The sequence below is a fragment of the Rhodococcus sp. KBS0724 genome, from assembly GCF_005938745.2.
In the GTDB taxonomy this organism is placed as follows: Bacteria; Actinomycetota; Actinomycetes; order Mycobacteriales; family Mycobacteriaceae; genus Rhodococcus_F.
In genome coordinates this window covers 6,572,317-6,593,729 of sequence record NZ_VCBX02000001.1, presented here as the reverse complement: position 1 = coordinate 6,593,729, position 21,413 = coordinate 6,572,317, and the positions used below count along the sequence as shown (strand labels likewise).

At 61.3% G+C, this 21,413-nt stretch carries 18 protein-coding genes; 14 read left to right on the top strand and 4 right to left on the bottom strand.

The window, feature by feature from the left end:
- The first annotated feature begins 53 nt into the window (after nucleotides 1-53).
- The 6 genes from FFI94_RS30435 to FFI94_RS30410 all read left to right on the top strand — a co-directional run bounded on the left by FFI94_RS30435 (nucleotide 54) and on the right by FFI94_RS30410 (nucleotide 7,125).
- The gene (locus tag FFI94_RS30435) at nucleotides 54-1,127 is read left to right on the top strand and encodes an ABC transporter ATP-binding protein (RefSeq protein WP_138871111.1); all 1,074 of its coding nucleotides are present in this window, start codon (nucleotides 54-56) and stop codon (nucleotides 1,125-1,127) included.
- 169 nt (nucleotides 1,128-1,296) lie between these two features.
- The gene (locus FFI94_RS30430) at nucleotides 1,297-2,586 is read left to right on the top strand and encodes an ABC transporter substrate-binding protein (RefSeq protein ID WP_138871110.1); all 1,290 of its coding nucleotides are present in this window, start codon (nucleotides 1,297-1,299) and stop codon (nucleotides 2,584-2,586) included.
- Nucleotides 2,587-2,606: 20 nt separating this feature from the next.
- Nucleotides 2,607-3,785, top strand: coding sequence for a carbohydrate ABC transporter permease (locus FFI94_RS30425; protein ID WP_138871109.1), 1,179 nt, complete (start codon nucleotides 2,607-2,609; stop codon nucleotides 3,783-3,785).
- The gene (locus FFI94_RS30420) at nucleotides 3,782-4,618 is read left to right on the top strand and encodes a carbohydrate ABC transporter permease (RefSeq protein WP_138871108.1); all 837 of its coding nucleotides are present in this window, start codon (nucleotides 3,782-3,784) and stop codon (nucleotides 4,616-4,618) included. Before FFI94_RS30425 ends, FFI94_RS30420 begins: the two co-directional genes overlap by 4 nt.
- Nucleotides 4,619-4,643: 25 nt before the next feature.
- Entirely contained in the window at nucleotides 4,644-4,853 is a 210-nt protein-coding gene (locus FFI94_RS30415) for a hypothetical protein (RefSeq protein ID WP_138871107.1), read from the top strand.
- Between the two features lie 112 nt (nucleotides 4,854-4,965).
- A complete protein-coding gene (locus FFI94_RS30410; protein ID WP_138871106.1) occupies nucleotides 4,966-7,125 on the top strand; it encodes a transglycosylase domain-containing protein in 2,160 nt (719 codons plus the stop codon).
- Nucleotides 7,126-7,141: 16 nt separating this feature from the next.
- On the opposite strand, the gene FFI94_RS30405 is transcribed toward FFI94_RS30410, so the two are convergent.
- Both FFI94_RS30405 and FFI94_RS30400 read right to left on the bottom strand, forming a co-directional pair.
- Nucleotides 7,142-8,404, bottom strand: coding sequence for a T3SS (YopN, CesT) and YbjN peptide-binding chaperone 1 (locus FFI94_RS30405; protein ID WP_138871105.1), 1,263 nt, complete (start codon nucleotides 8,402-8,404; stop codon nucleotides 7,142-7,144).
- A 67-nt stretch (nucleotides 8,405-8,471) separates the two neighbouring features.
- Nucleotides 8,472-9,344 (bottom strand): MFS transporter, encoded by an 873-nt coding sequence (locus FFI94_RS30400; protein ID WP_313905565.1) that lies wholly within the window; start codon nucleotides 9,342-9,344, stop codon nucleotides 8,472-8,474.
- A gap of 469 nt (nucleotides 9,345-9,813) precedes the next feature.
- Here FFI94_RS30400 and FFI94_RS30395 point away from each other — a divergent pair, with 469 nt between their 5' ends.
- Nucleotides 9,814-11,217, top strand: coding sequence for an amidase (locus tag FFI94_RS30395; protein ID WP_138871104.1), 1,404 nt, complete (start codon nucleotides 9,814-9,816; stop codon nucleotides 11,215-11,217).
- Nucleotides 11,218-11,351: 134 nt separating this feature from the next.
- Here the strand turns inward: FFI94_RS30395 and FFI94_RS30390 are convergent, their stop codons facing one another.
- Nucleotides 11,352-12,503, bottom strand: coding sequence for a hypothetical protein (locus FFI94_RS30390; protein ID WP_260684440.1), 1,152 nt, complete (start codon nucleotides 12,501-12,503; stop codon nucleotides 11,352-11,354).
- A gap of 332 nt (nucleotides 12,504-12,835) precedes the next feature.
- On the opposite strand from FFI94_RS30390, the gene FFI94_RS30385 reads away from it, so the two are divergent.
- Both FFI94_RS30385 and FFI94_RS30380 read left to right on the top strand, forming a co-directional pair.
- On the top strand, nucleotides 12,836-14,170 hold the full coding sequence (locus FFI94_RS30385; RefSeq protein ID WP_185993356.1) for an MFS transporter: 1,335 nt from the start codon (nucleotides 12,836-12,838) through the stop codon (nucleotides 14,168-14,170).
- A 108-nt stretch (nucleotides 14,171-14,278) separates the two neighbouring features.
- Nucleotides 14,279-15,424 (top strand): LLM class flavin-dependent oxidoreductase, encoded by a 1,146-nt coding sequence (locus FFI94_RS30380; protein ID WP_138871102.1) that lies wholly within the window; start codon nucleotides 14,279-14,281, stop codon nucleotides 15,422-15,424.
- On the opposite strand, the gene FFI94_RS30375 is transcribed toward FFI94_RS30380, so the two are convergent.
- Nucleotides 15,412-16,353: a LysR family transcriptional regulator gene (locus FFI94_RS30375; protein ID WP_138871101.1), complete on the bottom strand. Its 942-nt coding sequence runs from the start codon at nucleotides 16,351-16,353 to the stop codon at nucleotides 15,412-15,414. The genes FFI94_RS30380 and FFI94_RS30375 overlap by 13 nt on opposite strands.
- 139 nt (nucleotides 16,354-16,492) lie before the next feature.
- On the opposite strand from FFI94_RS30375, the gene FFI94_RS30370 reads away from it, so the two are divergent.
- Genes FFI94_RS30370 through FFI94_RS30350 form a run of 5 tightly spaced genes read left to right on the top strand, consistent with a single transcriptional unit; the run spans nucleotide 16,493 to nucleotide 21,390 of the window.
- The gene (locus FFI94_RS30370; RefSeq protein WP_185993355.1) at nucleotides 16,493-17,479 is read left to right on the top strand and encodes an ornithine cyclodeaminase family protein; all 987 of its coding nucleotides are present in this window, start codon (nucleotides 16,493-16,495) and stop codon (nucleotides 17,477-17,479) included.
- Entirely contained in the window at nucleotides 17,476-18,408 is a 933-nt protein-coding gene (dapA, locus tag FFI94_RS30365) for a 4-hydroxy-tetrahydrodipicolinate synthase (RefSeq protein ID WP_138871099.1), read from the top strand. The genes FFI94_RS30370 and dapA overlap by 4 nt, the downstream gene beginning before the upstream one ends.
- On the top strand, nucleotides 18,405-19,265 hold the full coding sequence (locus FFI94_RS30360) for a fumarylacetoacetate hydrolase family protein (RefSeq protein ID WP_138871098.1): 861 nt from the start codon (nucleotides 18,405-18,407) through the stop codon (nucleotides 19,263-19,265). Before dapA ends, FFI94_RS30360 begins: the two co-directional genes overlap by 4 nt.
- The gene (locus tag FFI94_RS30355) at nucleotides 19,262-19,768 is read left to right on the top strand and encodes a flavin reductase family protein (protein WP_397495542.1); all 507 of its coding nucleotides are present in this window, start codon (nucleotides 19,262-19,264) and stop codon (nucleotides 19,766-19,768) included. The genes FFI94_RS30360 and FFI94_RS30355 overlap by 4 nt, the downstream gene beginning before the upstream one ends.
- A gap of 59 nt (nucleotides 19,769-19,827) precedes the next feature.
- Nucleotides 19,828-21,390, top strand: coding sequence for an AMP-binding protein (locus tag FFI94_RS30350; RefSeq protein WP_138871097.1), 1,563 nt, complete (start codon nucleotides 19,828-19,830; stop codon nucleotides 21,388-21,390).
- Nucleotides 21,391-21,413: the final 23 nt, after the last annotated feature.

Sequence of the window (21,413 nt, the reverse complement as noted above, 5' to 3'; positions counted from 1 at the left end):
CCTCAACTTGGATCGTCCGGCACGTTCCTGCCGGTAGAAGGGATCAACCAGCCATGGCTTCAGTGACATTCGAGGGAACGACGTGTCTGTTCCCCGGATCGAATTCTCCCGCAGTCGACAAACTCGACCTCCAGATCGAGGACGGCGAGTTCCTTGTTCTCGTCGGACCGTCCGGTTGTGGAAAGTCGACGACGCTCCGCATGCTGGCGGGTCTCGAAGAGGTCCACAGTGGCCGCATTCTCATCGGTGACCGCGACGTCACCGGTCAGGAGCCCAAGGAACGTGACATCGCGATGGTGTTCCAGAACTACGCGCTCTACCCGCACATGACAGTGGCCGAGAACATGGGATTCGCCCTCAAGTTGGCTGGCACCAACAAGACGGAAACCCGAGCTCGCGTCGAGGAAGTTGCCAAGATGCTCGACCTCGAGCCGTACCTGGATCGCAAGCCGAAAGCGCTCTCGGGCGGTCAGCGTCAGCGAGTTGCCATGGGTCGCGCCATCGTCCGGCAACCGCAGGTGTTCCTGATGGACGAGCCGCTCTCCAATCTCGACGCAAAACTACGTGTGCAGACACGTACGCAGATCGCGCAATTGCAGCGACGCCTCGCGACCACGATGGTCTACGTGACGCACGATCAGGTCGAGGCGATGACCATGGGTGATCGCGTCGCCGTCCTCGACAAGGGAATTCTGCAGCAGTGTGCGTCGCCGCGGGAGCTGTACAACCGGCCGAAGAACGTGTTTGTCGCCGGCTTCATGGGTTCGCCCGCGATGAATCTCTTCACGCTTCCGCTCACTGACGGTGGTGTGGTGTTCGGTGACGTGGTTGTCCCTGTTTCCCGTGAAACATTGAACGGCACACCCGAGACCGACGTGACACTCGGAATCCGCCCGGAACACCTCGAAATTGCCGCCTCGGGCATTCCGATGGACGTCGACGTCGTCGAAGAACTCGGGTCAGATGCCTACGTCTACGGCCGCACGACTATCGGCGGCAGCCCACAACAGATCGTGGCGCGAGGTGACTGGCGCAATCCGCCGCAGAAGGGTGATCGCGTGAATCTTCGAGTCGACCCGGACAAGGTGCATGTTTTTGCATCGAGCGACGGCCGTCGCCTCGGCTGATTCGACGCTCTAATCCGACACATGAACGATTCAGGATCGCCGTAATACCAACAAGTAGGGGTGTCTCGTGCCACAGTAGGGGCCGATGCTGGGAGCCGGCACTCATGGCGCATGTCGTGACGTCGGCTACCGGGATGTCTTTTGTCGTATACAAGCGGGGAGCGAATCCATGGTTCTGAACTCGAAGGCGATGCGTCGGGCTGCAATTGCAGCGTCGGCAGTGTCGATGCTGGTACTGGCAGGCTGTTCATCCGATTCGGACAACGGCGGCGACACCACCACCACAGCCGCATCCGGGGGATCGTCCTCCAGCGAAGGCCGCGGCCCCATCACGATCGTCGAGGGCCAGGATGCCCTGAACGAGGCGCTCGAAAACATCATCTCCGACTGGAATGCCGAGCATCCGGACGAGAAGGTCACCCTGAAGCCGCTGGCCAAGGAAGCCAACGCGCAGGTCGACGACATCACCCAGCGCATGCAGGCCAAGAGCGATGAGTACGACCTCATCGGCGTCGACGTCGTCAACACCGCGCAGTTCGCTGCCAACGGCTGGCTGGTTCCGCTCGAGGGTGACCTGAAGATCGATACCTCGGGCCTCCTGCCGTCGACCGTCGCCTCCGGCACGTACAACGGCAAGCTCTACGCAGCGCCCAAGAACACCAACGCCGCGTTCCTGTACTACCGCAAGGACCTCGTCGAGAAGGCTCCCACCACGTGGGCCGAGCTCAAGGAAAACTGCCCGAAGGCTGTCGAAGCCGGCATCTCTTGCTACGTCGGTCAGTTCAAGAACTACGAAGGCCTGACGGTCAACACCACCGAGATCACCAATGCGTTCGGTGGACCGTGGGTCGGCGCTGACGGAATCACCCCGGCGATCGACGACAAGACGAAGGAAGGCGTGCAGTTCATCGTCGATTCCTTCGCAGACAACACGATCCCGCAGGAAGCGTTGACGTATTCCGAGGGCGAGTCGCAGAGCGCCTTCGGTGAAGGCAAGGCCCTGTTCATGCGTAGCTGGTCCGGCTTCTCGGTTGACGGCGAAGAGACCTCGGTTGCCGGCAAGTACGGCTACACGGTTCTCCCGGGCGTAGACGGACCGGGCGCATCGACGGTCGGCGGCTACAACGTCGGCATCAGCGCATTCTCGGACGCACCGGCAACGGCACGCGACTTCCTCGAGTTCATGCAGACCCAGAAGTCGCAGACGTACTTCACCGAGGTCGGCGGCGCACCCGTCCTCTCGGCTGTCTACGACGACCCGGCCGTGCTTGCACAGTTCCCGTACTTCGCGACACTGAAGGAAGCGCTTGCCTCCGCGCAGCCGCGTCCCGTCACGCCGTACTACACGCAGGTGTCGAAGTCGATTTCCGACAACACCTACGCTGCTATTCGCGGCGAGAAGACCGTCGAGCAGGCTTTGGCAGACACCAAGGCCGGCATCGAAACCGCCGGTAACTGATCTACCAGGAGCAATAAGCAATGGCAGAACCGCAGGATCCTTCCGCGGCTGTGCCTGCCAACCCCACGGTCGGGGCCGGGTCAACCGGTCCCGACCGTTCGGGCGTTGGTGGGAGACACCGAGCGCCGGAACCGCTAGAAGAGCCGTCGGTATCCGAGGGTGCAGGGATGTCCCTGACCAAGGTTCTGCCCGACTCTGCAGATGCGCCTCCGCCACCGCCGGACATGCCTCCACCCCCGTCGGCCGACAAGCCGAAAAAGCGTCGACGCGTCCCGCCGTGGGTGTTTGTCGCTCCGTCGTTGATCGTTCTCGCAGTCATCATCGTGTACCCGCTCGGGCGCGCGATCTGGATGTCGATGCACAGCGACGGCAAGAAACTCGATCCCGAGACCGGCATGTTCGTCACCGGTCAGTTCACGTGGTTCGACAACTACAAGAACTGGATCACCCAGTCCTGCAACACTGCGAACGGCGCGATTCCGTGTCCTCCCGGAACGCTCGGCTCGCAGTTCTGGCAGTCGATCGGCAATACCTTCGGATTCACGATCGTCACGGTTCTGCTCGAGACGCTGATCGGTCTCTCGATGGCGTTGATCATGGCCAAGACTTTCCGGGGGCGCGGTTTGCTGCGCGCCTCGGTTTTGATTCCGTGGGCCATCCCCACCGCTGTCACCGCGAAGTTGTGGTTCTTCATCTTTGCCAACGACGGCATCGCCAACAAGATTCTCGGTACCAACATCCTGTGGACGGCTGATCCCTGGCCGGCTCGATTCGCGATCGTCGTCGCCGACGTCTGGAAGACAGCGCCGTTCATGGCACTGCTCATCCTCGCGGGCCTGCAGATGATTCCCGCCGACGTCTACGAAGCAGCCAAGGTCGACGGTGCAACCGCGTGGCAGCGCTTCCGCATGATCACATTGCCGTTGGTCAAGCCCGCACTCATGGTGGCCGTGCTCTTCCGCACGATGGACGCCCTGCGCATGTACGACCTGCCCGCAATCATGATGGGATCCAATCCCGCCACGTCCACCATCTCGGTCCTGGTGGTCGATCAGATGCGCGTCGGCGCCAATTCGGCATCAGCACTGTCCACCATCACGTTCCTCATCATCTTCGCTGTGGCCTTCATCCTGGTTCGATTCCTCGGAGCCAACGCGGTCAGCACGCAGGAAAAGCAGCGGAAAGGGGAGCCGGTATGACCAAGGCACTACGCGGCAAGATCGGCACCTACATCGGCGTCGTACTGATCATCGTGTGGGGACTGGCTCCTTGCTACTGGATGATCGTGACGGCTCTGCGTGACCCGTCGGAGACATTCTCGACGTCGCTCTGGCCCACCAATCTGACGTTCTCCAACTTCACCGCGGCGCTTGATCCCGATGCCAAGGTGAACTTCACCCGGGCCCTGATGAACAGCCTCATCATCGCCGGCGCAACCACTCTTGTTGCTCTGGTCGTCGGTGTCTTCACGGCGTACGCGCTCTCGCGGTTCGACTTCCGTGGCAAATACTTCGTCACCGGCATCATCCTCGGCGCGTCCATGTTTCCGGTGGTCGCACTGGTGACGCCGTTGTTCCAGATGTTCACGGACCTCGGGTGGATCGGCAGCTACAAAGCGCTGATCATTCCCAACATCTCGTTTGTCCTACCGCTCACGGTGTACACGCTGACCTCCTTCTTCTCCGAACTCCCCTGGGAACTCGAAGAAGCTGCCCGCATCGACGGCGCTACCCGCGGTCAGGCCTTCCGGCTGATCATGTTGCCGCTCGCCGCGCCCGCACTGTTCACCACCGCGATCCTCGCGTTCATCGCGACGGTCAACGAGTACCTGCTGGCACTGCAGCTCTCGAGCGACAAAACGGCGCCCGTCACCGTGGCGATGGCCAAGTTCTCCGGTACCGATCCCTTTGTCACGCCGTACACCTCCATCATGGCCGGCGGCACCCTCGTGATGATTCCGCTCGTGATCATGGTTCTGATCTTCCAGCGACGGATCATCGCAGGTCTGACCGCAGGCGGCGTCAAGTCGTGATGCGGGCTCCGCGCGCGCGGTTCACATGAGGCGGGCTTCGCGCGCCCAGCGCATGGAGCTCATCGCCGGCTTCATCTCGGTGTTTGCTCTCATGGCGTTGATCGGCGCTGTGGTCGCCATCGTCAAAGGTGACCCAGGGGTGACGCCGTCGCTGGTGCTGCTCGGTTGCGTCATTGCGCTGGGCTTTGCGTACCGCGGATACCGGAAAGCGGTTCGTGCGGAGCGTCGGCGATAGACCTCCCGGTAGTGTGACGTTTCGGTATCGCAGTTGCCGGGAGTTATCTGATCGAGACAACACCCTGGTGCAATGATGCTGTGAGGTCAGGTACCCGACCGGGAGTGTGTAAGTGAGTCCATCGAATAGATCGAATGCGGCAGGTGGTGCTGCATCGTCTTCGCGTCGCTCCGGCAACCCGGGAAAACCGGCCAAGAAGAAACGCTCCAAGTGGCGGTTCGTCCGGCGGACGATCTACGTGCTCGTCCTTCTGATGATCGTCGTGCCTGCCTCCGTGTTTGCTGTTGCCTACAGTCGCACGGAGGTTCCTCGTCCGGCTGACATGCAGAACGAACAGGTCTCCACCATCTACATGGCCGACGGCACCACGGTGCTCGGGAAGGTGGTGCCCCCGGAGGGGAACCGCACCGAAGTTGCGTTGTCGGCCATCCCGATCCATGTTCGTGACGCCGTCATTTCTGCTGAGGACCGCAATTTCTACACCAACCCGGGCTTCTCGATTTCGGGGTTCGCACGCGCGGCCCGAGACAACATCATGGGCAAGGCAAGCGCCGGCGGTGGGTCCACGATCACGCAGCAATACGTGAAGAACGTGTTGGTCGGCGACGAGCGCAGTATCGACAGAAAGCTGCGTGAGCTTGTCATCTCCGCCAAGATGGCGCGCGAGTGGTCCAAGGACGACATCCTTGCGGCGTATCTGAACACCATTTACTTCGGCCGCGGTGCGTACGGCATCGCAGCGGCGTCGACGGCGTACTTCGACAAGCCGGTCAGTGACCTGACCGTCGGCGAAGGCGCTGTTCTCGCGTCGGTGATCCAGAGTCCGTCGTTTCTCGACCCGGAGACCAATCTCCCCGCCCTCGAAGCGCGATGGAACTACGTGCTGAACGGAATGGTCGACCTGGGGACGCTTGCCAAGGCAGACCGTGAGGCGATGACGTTTCCCGTTGTCGCGGCGGCCAACCGCCCCACCGATCTGAATCAGGCTCCCGGCCCGGAAGGCCACATCAAGGCGCAGGTCCTCAAGGAACTCGCCGAAGCCGGTATCAGTGACGAGACGCTGAATACGGCTGGTCTACAGATCACGACCACCATCGACCCTCAGGCGCAGGCAGCTGCACTCAACGCGGTGAACAAGAACCTCGACGGGGAGCCGGAGGAACTGCGCACTGCGGCAGTGTCCATCAACCCACGAACCGGCGGCGTGTCCGCGTACTACGGCGGCACGGACGGCGCTGGTTTCGACTACGCCCAGGCGCCGCTGCAGACGGGTTCGGCGTTCAAGGTCTTCGGACTGGTGGCCGCGCTGATGGAAGACATCCCACTATCGGCTCGCTTCGACAGTTCGCCGCTCACGATCAACGGCGTGACCATCGGTAACGTCGGCGGCGAATCCTGCGGAACCTGCACCATCGCCGAAGCCCTGAAGCGTTCGCTCAACACCAGTTTCTACCGCCTGATGCTCTCGATGGAGGACGGTCCGCAGAAGATCGCCGACGCAGCTCACCTGGCCGGCATCCCCGAGCGTATTCCCGGGCTCGACTACCCCACCCTGACCCAAGCGGGTGACCCGCCGGAGAACGGAATTGTGCTCGGGCAGTATCAGTCCCGAGTCATCGACATGGCGTCCGCCTACGCAACTCTCGCCAACTCCGGGGTCTATCAGCAGCCACACTTCATCCAGAAGGTGGTGACGGCCGACGGTGAAGTTCTCCTCGATCGTCCCGTCTCCCCCGGTGAGCGTCGACTCGACGCTGCCGTCGCCGAGAACGTCACGCAGGCGATGCTGCCGATCGCGTCGTACTCCAACGGCCACGCGCTGGCCGGTGGTCGCGCCGTCGCTTCGAAGACCGGCACCGCTCAGCTCGGTGACACCGGTCAGAACAAGGACGCCTGGATGGTCGGATACACGCCGTCCCTGTCCACGGCGGTGTGGATCGGCACTTCGGATGCCCAAGCCATCACCAACTACAACGGCGGATTGATCTATGGTTCGGGGCTTCCTGCCGATATCTGGAAGAGCACGATGGACGGCGCGCTGAAGGGGTCCGACGTCGAGACGTTCCCGTGGCCGGATCCGATCGGTGGACAGGCCGGTGTTCCCGCCAACTCCGGTGCGACGTCGCCGAACGACCGCAGTACGGGGGCAGCTACCCCGCCTTCCACCACGCTGAACATTCCGGGACTGCCGCCGGTGGAAATTCCGCAGATCCCGCAGCGGCCCCGTTCGATCGAGATTCTTCCGGGCATCGTCATTCCGTTGCCTGGCTGATCGGTCGAATAGGCAGCTACTGCGTACCGCTGCCTTTTTGCGGCAGGACAACAACGCGCAGCGCTTGGCGCAGGTGGGCAATCGTCTGCGTCCAGGCGAGCTTCTCGCCGGTGCACAATTCGATGTCTTCGCCGCCGACAGCGATAGCGTTTGTCAGGGCGTTATGCCACTCGGCTTCCTGCTCCTGACTGATACGCAGATACTCGAGAATGGTGTCGCGGTCGCGTCCGCAGATTTCTGCGACGTCGTCGGGGGTGAGTCCCCCGGTCAGGTCGGCGTCGAGTTCGAGGATCGACATGAGTGCGGGCGGAAACTCGTTGCAGTCGTGCCATTCGGCGGAAGAGCCGTCGAAAACGGCATTGAGCCCGTCGCTGTCCGGTTCGTCAGTGGAGAAGAGCTCTCCATCGGCTCGAATCGGTTGCCCACCAAGTTCTTCGGCGAGTTCGTCCGATGCGTCCGCCAGCTCGGCGAAGGACCGGATCGTTCGTAGTAGATGATCGGGCGCAAACGGGGCGGCGTCGACCCTGGCCACGCCGAGAACGCTCTGTTCTACCAGGATGAGCTTGATGGTGGGCCACTGCCGATTGAGTTGGGACAGAACCAGAGCCGCATGGTTTGTGTCTGGTATCGAGTGAACGACCCGAGAGAAAACTTCGACGTACTGGTCGTCTTCGAGTACGCGGACATAGGTGATCTGTTCTCCCCGAACGAGCGGGATGTCGCCGTCGTCGTCGCGCGCGGGGGTGTAGTCGAGAAGCCGGCCGAGAGCGTTGTCGACCAGCTCGTTCAACGAGTCGTATTCGCTGGCACCCGCCTGACCGTTGTCGAACGCCGGAATATCTTCGCGGCCGCTCACCTGCATGTTGAGAAAACTCGGGTGCGCAATGCTCCACATGTCGCCCAGCACCCGCAACGCTTGTGCGACCACGCCGTCGGGCTGGGACCGATCCACATCGATGTAGAAGGTGCCGGTGTTGTCGTGCTCGCATTGGTCGGGGCGATTGAATCCCCACCCGATCAGCGACTCGTGATCTTCGGGTTCGAGCATCCGCAACGGGTGCAGGAATTGATTGGACGGTACCTCGCATCTGACGCGGGTCTGATCCCACGCGAAGAACTGGATGCACGCGGGCGCGTAGTCGAGGTTGTCTTGCGAGTCGTGCTGCGATTCCACGACGAGGGTGTCGTTGTCCTGCATTGCCGTGATGTACCGAGACAGGCGAGTCCCGAATGCAGTCCAGGCGGCAGTGATCTCGAGATCGAAAGTGTGCTCCGACATCGACGCTCCTTCACGGGTGGGGTTCTATCGGTCAAGGGGCTTGCTGACTTTTTTCGAACCCCTGCCGTCAAGCCCTTGGCGTGAGAGTAGCGGTTGGCGCCGACAACTGCCGTGAACTGCGCGCCGCGAAAGCAAAACCCATGCTCACGAGTACCGTCGAGCGGGTCAGGCAAAGCGGATAGCCGATGTGAGGTTCGAGGAGTGAGAAGACGAAGGGCACCGCAAAACCCACGTAGACGAAGCAGTAGAAGAGCGCGATCGTGCCGGCAAGATCCTCCGCGGCGGCGTTCTTCTCGACGATGACCAAACCCGACACCAGTAGGACACCGTAGGCGGAGCCGAGTAACGCGGACGCGACGACGATGAGCGACACCGACAAGCCGCCGTCGGTCGACAGAGCGATACCAGGGGTCAGGAAACCGGCAGCGGCGAGCACAACGCCCGTTCCCACGGCTGCCATGTCGCCGTGGCTGGACAGCTTCCGAGCCCAGGGCTGCACGAGTGCGCCGGTGAGCAGCGTCAGCGCGGCAATCGTGCCGGTGAATGCGATCGACAACGACCCCGTGGAGTCGGCGGCGTGCGGCGGGAGCGTCGTGAAGGCAAGCGCCGCAGTGCCGAACACCCAGGGCGACCACGGTGCGACCCCGCCGACGAAGTACCGGCTCCGCAGCGCGGTCAGACGCAGTTTTGTGCCGGCAAGTCGGCTGATGCGGGTTTCGGGGGCACCCCACACCACAATGCCGGCGCCGATCATCAAGGTGATGTGGGCCAGGTATGGCACAACTTCGGGAGCGGGCAGCCATTGCGCGATCAGGCCACCGAACAATCCCCCGCAACCGAAGCCCGCCGAGAGCGAAATTGCGGCGCGGCGCGCACCTGCGCCGGGGCCGTCGGCCTCACTGAGTTCCTTGATCCACGCGCCACCGGCGGCAAACGCCATGCCCGACGCGATGCCGGCGAAGATGCGACCGACGTAGAGCAGAGCGGGCAGATCGGCTCCGCAATGAGAATGAGCGACGACGCGATTGCCACCGCGATCATGGGGCGGATGACAAACCGTCGGCCGCGGCGGTCGGAGAGTTGTCCGAAGTAGAGCAGCGACGGAATGAGCCCCAACGCGTAGGTGCCGAGCATCGCGGCAAACGCGGAACTGCCGAGTCCCGAATGCTCGCGATAGACGAGTTGCAGTGGCGCGAACTGGTTGGCGCCCCAACTCACCGCGAATACGGCAAAGGCAACTCGAATCCACGGAACCGGCACCTTGTCGATCCTTCCTCACCGCAGCGCCGGCCGTTGTGGCAAAACCTCACATCGTTGGAGCTGTGGGTATGTGCATTGTGGTCGTTTCCCGGTTCGGACGCCGGCCCTAAGTCTCGGCAGCGGCGTTGGACGATGACAAGAGGTGTGCGATGAGTCGTGAGAACTGGGTGGGCCGGGATGCACGAACCATTGCCGCGGCGGTCGGAGCGGGTCAGGTGTCGGCGCGAACCGTCGTCGAGCAGCATCTGCGCCGTGTCGCCGAGTGCAACGGCGACCTCAATGCCCTGGTCACGGTCTGTGCGGAGCAAGCGCTCGATGCCGCGGACGGACTGGACGAACAACGCCGTCTCGGAACGAACCCCGGTCCGTTGGCCGGTGTTCCGTTCACGGTGAAGGATCTGATCGCGACCGTCGGCGTGCGCACCACGGCTGGTTCGCGAACGCTGACCGACAACATCCCCACCGTCGACGCTCCCGCCGTCGTTGCGCTCAAAGCCGCGGGTGCAATTCTGATCGGAAAGACCAACACTCCGGAGTTCGGGGCGTGTGGGCTGACGCGCAACGAACTGTTCGGAACGACGGCAAGCCCGGTGCGGCCCGATGGTGTTTTTCGCTCGCCCGGTGGGTCGAATGGTGGTGAATCTGCGTCGATCGCCGCGGGGATGAGTGTGCTCGGCCTCGGTACGGATTTCGGCGGTTCGGTGCGGTGGCCCGCGCACTGCACCGGTCTCAGTTCTGTTCGGCCGACGATCGGCCGGATTGATCCGGAAGGGCAGTACCCGGGTGTGCTCTCTGGTGGTCGGCTACTGGCCAACCCGGCAACAATGCACGGAACTATCCAGACCGTCGGCCCACTGGCGCGCAATCTCGGGGATGTCACGCTTGCGCTGCGTGTCCTGTCGAGACCGTACGTCGCGTGGACCGAGCCGGATACCGTCTGCGTCGACGATCTCGACATCCGGTGGGCGCCGGGCGAGGGAACGATGCCCGTCGACGACGAGATCGTGGAGGCGGTTCGGTCGGCGGCGCGCAGCCTCGATGCGTGTGAGTACGACGGTCGTTCTCTGGCCAGGGGTAACGCTCTGTTCGGTGCGTTGCGATCGGTCGAGACCCACGCGGATATACTTGCCCTGAAGGGAGATTCAGGGCACTCCTATGATCCGGACACCGCTGCGATACTGGCCGCTGTGTACGAGAGGGCCAGTGCGGACGTCGAAGCCCTGTGGGCGGATCGAGCGGTGCTGATCGACGAATTCCTCAGCGAGACAGGCGATGTACTGATTCTTCCGGTTGTGTCTGTTCTCGCACCGCCGATTGGTGTCGAGAGCTTCGAGGTAGGCGGCCAGAGCCTCGCCTGGATGGACGCACTGGCGAGTTCCCGGGCCGTCAGCATGCTCGGGCTTCCATCGGTTGTCGTTCTGATAGGGTTGTCGCGCAATGGTTTACCGATCGGCGTGCAGGTAGTCGCGCGCCCGTTCCATGAGCACGTGGCGTTGGCGGTAGCGGCGCGGATGACGACGGTTGCGACGACGTTGTGTCCGTCGGCTACGTAGTCGGTGTAGTTGTCGATGAGGAATTGCTTGCGCCGCATAACCTTCTCGATGATCGGAATGTCGGGGTCGATCGGAGCTTCGATTTCGGTTGTCATGAAATACCTTTCGAAATGCGTGGCCAACAACGCCCGCGGCTAATGGTCTTCGTCGTCCCAATTTCGTGGGGCGACATATCCGGTCTGACCTGCTTCGGTCCCGAGCGCGAGAATGGGGCCTTCCATGTTTTCCTGCCAAACGAGGGATTCCATGCCGATGTGGAGTGGGTGGTCTTGCACGGTGTAAGCGCTCGCGCCGGTTTCGCTCGGGTAGTGCGCATGCTCGCGCCAGGATGGCGCGGAGAGCAGCAAGTCGCCGGGTTCCCAGTCGATGCGCTGACCGTCGACAATGGAGTATCCCGATCCTTTGAAGTGGTAATTGATCGCCACGGAACTGTGCCTGTGCCCTCGCCCCTCGGCGTGGGGTTTATGTCCCGGTGGGATCTGCGACAGTGTTACGAAAAAGCTACTTGTAGCACCCTGTTTGCGCTTGGTTGACGGGTTGTACAGCGCCATGATCGTGCGCCCACCGTCTCCGGGTTCCTGTGACATGAGTTCCGACATGGCCTCGAATGGCCAATGCAGCGGACGGTCAGGAACTGGTTCGATATCGACGAGGAACTCGTACCCTCGGAGCCGAGCGCCTTGTGGTGAGACGATGAAATCGGGTGCAGTGCCCTTGCCGACCTCGACCGGTTCGTCCATGTCGATGGGCCCGTCGACGGGGATGGTGGGAGTCCAGCCGTCTCCCACCGGCTCGAAATAGTGAGTTCCGAGCTGTGCGAGCAATGGCGCGTTCGAGTACGTCAAGCGGACCCACGTGCCCGCGCCGTCGTTTTCGAACTGGTATGGCTTCATCGACGGGATCGTGCAGACATCGTGCTCCGCCAAATGAAAGGTAATTCCGTCGGCGGACACGCTGCCCCCGCCACCGATACTGATGTGCACCTGGGTGGAATTTCGTCGAATACGTTGGGTTTTCTCACCGGGGAGCAGCACCTCGATGGTGACGTCGATACCCGGAGCAAACCCGCGGCGTGTCGATTCCGGATGGACGAGAAGGGTCGCTCGCCGACCGTTGCCCGGCGGCGGACCATCCTCCAACCCTTCGACAATCGCTTCGATTTCACTGCGCGACACCTTGATCGGTGCCCACGGGGTAGGCATATCTAAATCCGTTCCACTGACTTCGGACAGATGAACGCCCGAATCCAATGTTGTGTCGCGTCCGTCCGATTCTGTGACCGTCATCGGCCAGTCCTCCTTGTGCTCTGGTGTATGTCTCACTTGAGTGCGCCTCTTCAGGACGTTAGGCCGAACTGCGACATACGTCGAAGACGTATTCGAGCATCGACACATAAGGAATTCGATATCTCGATCGTCCGCGACCTGACATACGCCCGCGGTGATGGACACATGTCGCAATTGGTATTAGGTCCACCTGCAGTCACGGCTATAGCGTGACCTGCACCACTTGGATGCTGAAGCTTCGAGGTCTGCGCATTGTCCGCGCCATGGAAGTCGCGAGTGGATCAACCGATGCCATCGCACGTCGGATTCTGTCATCGAAACAAGGAGTTCGTATGCCGCCCACCCTCCCTGCCACTCCGCTGTCCGCTTCGGCGAAACCCGTTGCCAATGCGGTCCCACGACCCACTAGGTCGTTGATCGGTGTCTTCCTCGGCAATGCTCTGGAAGGCTATGACTGGGCGGTCTACGCGGTATTCGCACCGTTTTTCGCCACGCAGGTGTTCGACCCGACAAATCCGACATCTGCACTTCTCTCGACGTTTGCCGTCTTCGGTGCCGGCTTTCTTATTCGGCCGTTCGGGGGCGTGCTGTTCGGTTGGATGGCAGACAGGTTCGGACGCAAGCCATCCCTCCTAGTTGCAATCGGATGCGCGACGGCCGGAATGTTGTTGATCGCCGCTGTCCCCACCTATGAGGTTGCCGGCGTCGGAGCCGGAGCGATCCTTCTGCTTGCTCGCCTCCTGCAGGGCCTCGCTCACACTGGCGAGGTCGCCTCGGCTTACACCTATGTCGCTGAAGTTGCGCCCGCGCGTCGGCGTGGATTGTGGTCCTCCGCTATTTACGTCTCGCTCACCGCAGCGATCATCGCTGCGACTTTGATTGGCGCGCTGCTCAACTCCGCTCTATCTGCAGACGCCATGTCGTCCTGGGGTTGGCGGGTTCCGTTCGCTATCGGTTTCGCTCTGGGTGTGATCACGCTGGTTCTGCGTCGCCGTATGCCGGAATCACACACTTTCACCGAGATGGTCGACGAGCAACCCACCCAGCGCGAGGGTGTTCTGACCGGGTTGTGGAAACATCGCGCGTCGGGGATGCGCGTGTTCCTGATCATGGCTTCGCTGTCTGCGCTCTACTACGCGTGGGGTGTGGCAAGTACGACATGGGCAATCAAGGTCGTTGGAATCGGAGCCACGCAAGCGCTGTGGTCAGGCGTTGCGGCTCTGACGGTCAGCATGCTTGTGCTGCCCTTCGCGGGCGCACTGTCGGACCGAATCGGTAGGCGCGGCAATTTCTTCCTCTTCGGTATCGGAGTCGGTGTATTGGCCTACCCCATGGACCAACTCGCGCGGCAAGGCACTTTCGGCTTTGCAGCGGCGATGACCGTCATGCTCGTGCTGTTCACGCTGGTCGGATCAATTCTGCCCGCGCTGCTCTCCGAACTGTTCCCGACAGAAGTGCGCGCTACCGGAATCGCTGTCCCGTATGCGCTTTCGGCAGTGGTCTTCGCAGGCACCACGCCCTATCTGCAGCAGTGGCTCGCCGAGAACGGCAACCCATACGTGTTCCCGGTCTATCTATCGGTCGCCGCGGTCTTCGGTGCCGTCGTCATGTATTTCACCCCTGAGACCAAGGGAAAGGTCTTCACAGTTTCCGCATCTCGATCATAAGAATTACCTGATGCACTCATCAATAAGTCGCAAATTGCCTTATCCGCACGAGCGGATAGCGTGATCGGTGTCACTATTTCAGTGGCATCTACCCCATGAAAGGCTGCAATGAAACGCCAACCCGCCGACACCTCCGAGCTGCACTTCGGATACTTTTTCCCGTCCGGCAAAACCAATTTCCTCTACTCCGACGAGGCTGCACGAACTCGACCGGAGATGAACAAGAGGAATCTCCTGGCCTTGGCACAAACGGCCGAAGCTGTCGGATTCGATTCCTTGTTCATCGCCGACAATTGGTCAGGTCACCAGCGCGCCGCGGAGGCAGCGGGGCATCAGGCTCCTGCGTATCACGCGCCTCTGCTGTCAATGGCCTTGTTCGCCGCAACCGAGCACATCGGAGTCATCTCGACATTTCACACCACTCACCATAAACCGGCTCATGTCGCGCGGATGGGGGCAACGCTCGACGCATTCAGCGACGGCCGGTGGGGGTGGAACGTCGTCACAGGGTTCAGCGCCGCCGAGGCTGCGTTGTTCGGTGAGGAATTCATCGAACATGACGAACGGTATCGGATGGCGGGTGAGTTCGTGAGCGTAGTTACCTCACTGTGGAGTGAGCACGAGCCGATCGAATTCGAAGGTGAATATTACAAGGCAATGGGCAGGATCAAGCTGCCGCGCCCTGCGCAACAGCCTCGACCGCTCCTGGTGAGCGCCGGCGCATCACCCGCAGGAACGGCATTTGCGTCTCAGTACTGCGATCAACTGGTCGCGATGGCAAACACTCCGGAATTGTTGTCACAGACCGGTGCTCGCCTCGGCGAGTTTGCCGAACAGGCCGGCCGATCTGTCGATTTGTGTCCCTTCTCGATGGCGATCGTTCGCGAGGGCGACGGAGAGGCCGAGGAAGTCTTCGAGGGACTGTTGACGACTTTGAATGTCGACGCCACCGCGGAGATTGCAGCCGACGTACTCGGCTCGATCGAGTCGTCTCGCGCAATGTACGAGAAGATGGGGCCGGACGAGGCGACAAGAGCCTTCGGTGGAGCCGGTTCGATGCTCAAGTTTATCGGAACACCGGAAAAGGTTGCTGCGGAACTAATTTCGCTTAAGTCGACCACGGGAGCCGCGAATCTGCTGGTCAATTTTCCTCTGTGGAGTCCCGAAGAACTGAAGTCGTTCAGCCCAGTTCTGGACATACTGCGCGAGGAAGGGATTTGGTCGCCGCCGTCCGATCGCGACTACTCCTGGTAACCCTCGTCCGAGACGAGGTCGGTCGCTGCGCAGACGCTGTCGAGCCCACTTCTGATCGCGTCGAGCGCTGCTTCTTGCAGCGGAGAAAAATGCTTGTCCCGACGATAGACCAGAACAATTCGTTCCTCGAGGGTGAAATCGGGAATATCGACAGGCCGAAGTGGGCCCTCCGCGCCCACCGCATAGCGGGGCGCAATGACCGCCCAGTCATGTTCGATCGCTGCCCTGACCATTGCTTCGGAGTGCCCCAGTCGGATGACGAAACGTGGTTCATCGTGGCCATCGGCGCGGAGTTGAGCTACCAGGTTGCGCTGGTACACAACTTCTCTCGGGGCGCCCACCAGAGGCAAGGCCAGCGCCTCGGCGACCGTCAGCGTAGTCCCCTTCGGCACCAGACGTTCGGTTGCGAACACCGAAAGCTTTACAGTCTGAAGTATTTCGGACTGTGTGGACTCCGAGAGTTCCCGCTCGTCCCAGTTGAGCACAGCGAAGTCGAACTCACCCGTCTCGACGCCGCGCACTACCTCCTCCGGTCTTGAGATCGATACGGTGACGTCTGCCTTCGGGCGCTGCTTGCTCACCTTCGCAAGAATCGGAGCCAGCAAGTAGGTTCCGATCGCCATACTCGAAGCGACAAGGACGCGCCCCGTGTCTCCGGATGCGAGATCGCCGACATCGCGCCGAACTTGAGCCGCACTTGCGAGAACATTCTTCGCCCACTCGTTCGTTCGCTCCCCAGCCTCCGTGAGCACCAAACGATTGCCGCGGCGAACGAACAACCTTGCCCCAACCCATGATTCGAGCGCACGAAGCTGAGCGGACACGGCTGGTTGCGCAACCATGAGAACCTCGGCGGCACGCGTGACACTGCGCTCGTCGACAACCAGGCGGAAGACCTCCAGTCGACGAAAGGACAGTTGAGTATCCATCGCTCCCCATAACAAAATAGTTATTTCCTGATCCGATATTTGCTAATTGATTTATATCAGAACTCGGATCAATGTAGTAGGCATCACAACAATGCGAGCTGTCGAACCTGGCGGCGCTATCTATTCACGAGAGGTGCCAATGTCTTCACCTACAGACACCACCGCACATCAACGTTCGGTCGGCACGGCCTCCGTCTTCAGCAACGAACAAGTCGTCGCGATCGTCGATCAGCGCTCGGCAATCAGCGCGCTCCGCGACGTTCTGGTCTCTGCCTACCGCGGAACCGCTCGCTCCATCCCCAAGACAATGGCCCGATTTGATGGGCAGAGCACGGCGCATTCGCTCGGCGCCGTCGATACCGACCAGCAGGTCGTCGCGTTCAAGAGCTGGGTGAATACGCCCAACGGGGCATCTGCGCTCCTATCGTTGTTCGACGCGGCCGATGGACGGGCTCTCGCCGTCATGAATGCCGACGCGCTAGGGATGTTGCGCACCGCCGGCACAGCTGCGGTGGCCACCGACATCATGGCCGCATCTGACGCCGCTCAGCTGGGATTGCTGGGCACAGGTCGTCAGGCGATACACCAAGTTGCTGCTGTTCATACCGTTCGCCCACTCGAACTCGTTCGCGTGTGGAGCCCATCCGAGGAAAGTCGAGAGCGTTTCGCAAATGTGTTGCGCGACAAGGTCGGAGTTCGTGTGGAAGTCGCCGACACCGCGCGTGCGGCAGTGCACGATGCATCTATCGTCACTACCGTCACCCGGGCGCAGGAGCCGTTCCTCGACGGCGCATGGCTGGCTCACGGGGCACACCTCAACGCGGTCGGGGCGATCCTGCCGACCACTGCGGAGTTGCTCCCATCAGTGCTGCCACTGAGCGACTTCACGACCGTCGACGATGTGGAGAATGCTCGTCGCGGATCACGAGAGCTACGAGAACATTTCGGCGATAACCTCGATTCGGTCATGACACTCGGCGAAGCAATCGACCGCTCGATGAAACCCCCAGCCGATGCGCGGCTCACTGTGTACAAGGGCCTCGGTTCAGGCCTCACCGACCTGGCATTGGCCGCGCTCGTCTGGCACCGATTCCAAGACTCACTCGACTCGAAGGACGCCCGATGAGCTTCCGTATCGACCCCTCCCGAATCACCGGTTCCATCGCGCCGCTGATCACACCGTTCACCGATGACGGTGCACTCGACCCCGAGAGCCTGCGCCGCCTGGTCGAGTGGCAGATACGCGCAGGCACCCATGGCATCTCGATCGGAGGATCGACCGGCGAGCCGAGCTCTCAAACGATCGACGAACGGATCCAGGCTATCGAGATCGTCGCCGAAGCCATCGGCGGCCGAGTGCCGTTCATCGCCGGAACCGGATCTGCCAAACTCGACGAGACATTGACCCTCACTGCTGCCGCCGAACGCGCCGGAGCCGACGCGGCTCTCGTCATCACCCCGTACTACACACGTCCCACCCAGCAAGCACTCTACGAGTGGTACGAACGGGTCGCCGGCGATAATCCGAACCTGCCGATCATCATGTACAACGTTCCCTCTCGGACAGCCGTAGAACTCGCACCGGAAACCGTTGCGCGCCTTCATCGCAATATCGACAACATCGTCGGGATCAAAGAGACCACCAAGGACTTCGAGCACTTCTCGCGGGTTATCGAAGCCGCCGATGACGGAATACTCGTGTGGTCGGGAATCGAATTGCTGTGCCTGCCCTTGCTGGCGCTCGGTGGGGTCGGTTACATCAGCGCCACCTCGAACATCGCTCCGCGAGCAGCCGCCGAGATGTACGAGTACTGGATGGCAGGCAAGCAGGACGACGCACGCCGGATCCATTACGCCCTGCATCCACTGGTCGATCTGCTGTTCGTGGAGACCAACCCCACTACTGCCAAGTGGGTGCTCGAACGCGAAGGCCGAATCGACTCGGCCCATGTCCGCCCACCTCTCATTCCGACAACAAAACCAGGCATCGCCAAAGTCGAACAGTTGCTCGCTCAGGCGTCGGACCTGATGGAACGTGAAAGGGAAATTTCATGAGGCTCGGCACCATGACACTCGACGGGCGGCAACTGACGGTCGCCAGCGTCGACGGCACAATCATCCACGACATTTCGCAGTTCGCAGGAGCAGAGGGTCTTTCGGGACTAATCGGCTCCGTCGAACTGAGCGACATCGTGCGCATCGATCTGCCGAGCTATCCCATTGTCGACCCGCAGCAGGCGGACTGGCTACCACCGGTCTCGAAACCGAACAAGATCCTGTGCGTCGGGCTCAACTACAGCACTCACGCGGCCGAAGTTCTTGCAGATGTCAGTGAACACCCGACGTTGTTCACACGATTCCCGTCGACATTCGTCGGCCACGAGCAGCCACTCATCCGGCCGCGAGTCTCCGACACTCTCGACTGGGAAGGCGAGATCGCTGTTGTGATCGGGACCGGCGGGCGGAACATCGACGCAGAAGGAGCCCTGGAACACATCGCCGGATATACCGTCATGGGCGAGAACAGCATTCGTGAGTGGCAGCTTCACAGCAAGCAGGCTACAGCGGGAAAGAACTTCGACAGGTCCGGCTCCTGGGGCCCCTGGATCATCACACGCGACGAAGTCCCGGATCCCGCCGCACTGGAAATCGTGACCGAACTGAACGGGGAGCGGGTCCAGCGCGGGAAGCTCGCCGACCTCGTCTTCGACATCGGTTCCATCGTGGCGTACATCAGCACTTTCACCGAACTTTCACCCGGTGACGTGATCGCGACCGGCACACCCGCCGGAATCGGACACCGTCAGAATCCACCGCGCTACCTGTCCCCTGGCGACATACTGACCATCCGAATTCCAGGGTTCGTAGAGCTGAGCAACCAGGTTTTCGATGACGCCGAGGATCCGAGTTGAGTACGACAATCGGCCGGGACACCGATCTCGCCGCAGCTCTCCGTGACGTCATGGGCGATGTATGTACACCCGTGGCCGTCGTGACCTCATGCACAGACGGAAAACCATTCGGTTCGACCGTCAGTGCTTTCACGTCACTGTCGATGAATCCGCCGATGGTTCTAGTCGCCCTGAGTCGCGAATCTGAAACGCTCCGCGTGGTGATGAGCTCCGGCAAGTTCGGAGTCAATGTGCTTGGCAGCGAAAATAAGGATTTGTCAGCGACTTTCGCACGGAAGGCGGTCGATAAGTTCCAGGGTGTGCAGTGGAGGCTGTCTTCCGGAACGCCCCGGATCATCGATGCTGCAGCGTGGATAGCCTGTGACGTCTCGACGCTGACCGACGGCGGCGACCACGTGATCATCTCCGGTCACGTGGTCGATGCACAGCTCAATACAGCCGCTCCCCTGACCTACTACCGACGACAGTTCGGAACACACCTACCTTTTCCCGCGGACATCTGAAAACTGATCCGATTGTGCCTGCGTCGAGTTCAGCAAGTCGAGTTCAGCAAGGAGCCCCCATGCCATTCAACAGCCCGTTCACGTCCGTCACGATCCCTGACGTCGGACTAGCAAGTTACGTCCTCGATGACCTGTCCCCCCAGGATGAGGGTCGACGCGCTGTGGTCGACTACGACAGCGGGGACGTACTCACCTACGGGCAGCTGACGCAAGCTGTCGATGCCTTCGCCGATGCTGTCGCCGGCGAACTCTGCCCAGGCGAGGTCGTCGCGCTCATCGGTCCGAATTCGGCGCGATGGGTTGTCGCCTACCTCGGCTGCCTGAGGGCAGGCATTGTCGTCACGCCGCTGAACACACTCGCCACGGTGGACGAGATTGCCAAACAGATCACCGGATCTGCTGCGGCACTGGTTTATTGCGATGCATCGACGGCAACTGTTGCCCGGTCTGGTGCCGAAATATCCGGTCTCGCGAATAACTCGGTTCGAGAGTTGAGCGGCGTCTCGTTGTACCCCGACGAAAGTATCCACGCGCCCGTCCGCCTGGTTTCCGATCCTGGATCGCACCTAGCTGTTGTTCCTTACTCTTCAGGGACTACCGGTGTACCGAAGGGCGTGATGCTGAGCCATCGCAACCTCGTGGCCAACCTGTGTCAACTCGACGACTCACTCGACGTGACCACCGACTCCGTCGTCGTGGGGCTCCTACCGTTCTCACATATCTACGGGATGTCGGTCGTCCTCAACCTGTCACTGCGGCGACGAGCCACCATCGTCACGATGCGATCGTTCAGCCTCGAGTCATTGCTTGCTGTCATACAGACCGAGCGGGCGACTCACCTACCCGTCGCACCCCCAGTAATGGTTGCGCTCGCAAAAGCGCCTTCTGTCAGCGACTTCGACATTTCGTCTGTGCAGGTAGTTCTGTCCGGCGCCGCACCACTCGATGCGGTGTTGGCGAAGACGGTCGAGGACCGCCTTGGCTGCGCTGTCAGACAGGCATACGGGATGACGGAGATGAGCCCAGTCAGTCACATCGCCCCGCTGTCTGTCGCAGCGATACCCGCCGAGTCCGTCGGACTGACCGTGGCCAACATGACCTGCAAATTGGTCGATCCTGCAAACGGAGTGGAGTACGACATCCCCTCTTCGGGTGTCAGTCTCCCCGGTGAATTATGGTGCAAAGGTCCAAATATCATGCTCGGCTATCTCAACAACTCGGCTGCCACGGCCGATACCCTGGACTCCAATGGCTACCTCCACACGGGTGACATTGCCGTCGTCGACAGCGCCGGCGCGATTACAATCGTCGATCGGTTGAAAGAGCTCATCAAGTACAAGGGCTACCAGGTTGCCCCAGCCGAATTGGAGGGCATTCTTCTCACACACGAAATGATCGTCGATGCTGCCGTCGTAGGTCAGCCATTGGGGAACGGCGACGAAGCACCCCACGCGTTCGTCGTACGTGCTGTCGGATCAGGACTGTCTGAATCAGCGGTCGTCGCACACGTCGAGGAACGAGTTGCACCGTACAAGAAAGTGCGGCGGGTTACGTTCGTCGACACCATTCCCAAGTCAGCGTCGGGCAAAATTTTGCGCCGCAGCCTTAGACAGCCGAGCTGACTCAGCAGACGCTACCCCACCGG